Source organism: Intestinibacter sp. (genome assembly GCF_051866655.1).
GTDB lineage: Bacteria > Bacillota > Clostridia > Peptostreptococcales > Peptostreptococcaceae > Intestinibacter.
The window spans coordinates 1-1,934 of record NZ_JBJDXL010000013.1 but is presented as its reverse complement, the minus strand read 5'-3'; the positions used below and the strand labels follow the sequence as shown (position 1 = coordinate 1,934).

Genomic DNA, 1,934 nt, shown 5'->3' with positions numbered 1-1,934 from the left:
ATGAAGATCTTAATTGGACAAATGAAGACAGTCGTGTATCTAGAGAACATGAAAACGAAAATCAAAGGGATGTAGCGCTTGTGTCTACAGAAGTTGATAATTGGGATTCTTATGACACTGTATTTATTGGATACCCAATTTGGTGGGGAATTGCTGCATGGCCAGTAGACAGTTTTATAGAAAACAATGATTTTACAGGAAAGACAGTGATTCCATTTTGTACTTCAGCTTCATCAGGTATTGGAGAGAGTGGAAAATTATTAGCTGACATTGCTGGTACAGGTGATTGGCAAGATGGTCAGAGATTTAGCTCAGGGGAATCTGAATCAGAGATACAGGAATGGATAGACGAATTAGGATTTAATAAGTAAGATTCATTTAAAATTTTTTCATTTTAAATTCATTTCAAATGGGTATAATCTAAAATGTAGAATATTTTGGAGGAAGTGTTATAAAATGGAAAAATTCGAAATAAGAGTTAATGCACCAGAAGGCATAGTTGTAAGTGAAAAGGAAAAAAATGCTTATATAGAACATATTAAAAAAAATAACCCTCAAAGACAAATAGAATGGGTGGAAATAGCTATCGATGATGAAGGCTTTGCTAATCTTACTTATTCACTAGCACCAGTTGAATTTGAAAGAATCAGAAGAATCACAGGATATCTAGTTGGTACTACAGATAAGTGGAATGACGGCAAAAAAGCAGAGCTTAAGGATAGAGTAAAACATTCATGCAGTTGTTGTTAGAAATAGGAGCTAAGGCTCCTATTTTTTGTACTTTTAAAATTAAATGCCATACGATTTTAATATTGTATCTAAATATTTGCTGTGATAGTCTTAAATAAAGAGAGGGGGAAGGGTTATGCCTGTAAATTCTTTTGAAAATTATCCTATGAGCTGGAGACCTAAGCTAAAAAGGGGAAAGAAGGCTCTGTATTTAACTATAGCAAAGCAATTAGAAGATGATATAAAGGCGGGAATAGTTTTGCCGGGGACTAAGCTACCTCCACAGAGAGAGCTTGCAGATTTTTTAGATGTCAATGTGAGTACTATTTCTAAAGCTTTTAAACAATGTGAATTAAAGGGCTTGCTGACTGCGACTATAGGCAGTGGAACATTTGTGTCCTATGATGCTACTACTAATTCGTATATAATGCCGAGGAATAATGATTTTGAGCTTATTGAAATGGCATCTATATTACCGGATTTAAATTCGAGTCAGGAGATTGTAGAAAAATTAAAGGAAATATCCTTAGAGCCTGATGTTGGAAATTTATTTACCTATGGAAAGCCAGATGGAGCTCTATGGCAGAGGGAGGCTGCCGTAGAAATAATAAAAGAAGCAGGTTACGAGACTACAGAGAACAAAATTTTGTTCAGCAACGGTGGACAAAATGCCTTGACTGCAATTTTATCAGGAGTATTTAAATCAGGGGACAAAATCGGTGTGGATCCACTTACATATCCAGGTATGAAAACTGCAGCGAAAATGCTCGGAATACAGCTAGTTCCTATAAGCCAGCAAAATGGTGAGATGAGCAAGGAAGGCATTTTATACGCTTGCCAACAAGAAGGCATAAAAGGGCTTTACATCATACCAGATTATCAAAATCCGACGACTCACATCGTGAGTGACGAGTGCAGAAAAATGATAGCCGAGGTCGCAGAAGAAAAGGATCTAATAGTAATAGAAGACTCTATCTACAGCTTTTTATTGGAAAATCCTAGAAAATCAGTCGCAAGCTATGCACCAGATAATGTGATTTACATATATAGCTTATCGAAAACTGTAGCACCTGGACTTAGATTGGGATATATAGTATCTCCATTAAAGTACAAAAAGGACTTATTCAACGCTTTATACAATATGAATATAACAGTGTCGCCATTTATGCTGGAAATAGCATCTAGGATGATAGTTTCCAAATCTA

Annotated in this window: 2 protein-coding genes and 1 pseudogene; all 3 read left to right on the top strand. The window is 35.7% G+C overall.

The genetic code is table 11. The annotated features are described in order from the left end of the window. On the top strand, positions 1–371 hold a 371-nt coding region (locus ACI3VO_RS00330), incomplete at its 5' end, for a flavodoxin (RefSeq protein ID WP_439755996.1). Between the two features lie 259 nt (positions 372–630). After that, a pseudogene (gene nrdD, locus ACI3VO_RS00325) lies at positions 631–750 on the top strand (anaerobic ribonucleoside-triphosphate reductase); the annotation flags it as partial. A 115-nt stretch (positions 751–865) separates the two neighbouring features. Beyond that, positions 866–1,934, top strand: a 1,069-nt coding sequence (locus ACI3VO_RS00320) for a PLP-dependent aminotransferase family protein (RefSeq protein ID WP_439755995.1), incomplete at its 3' end; no start/stop codon positions are given.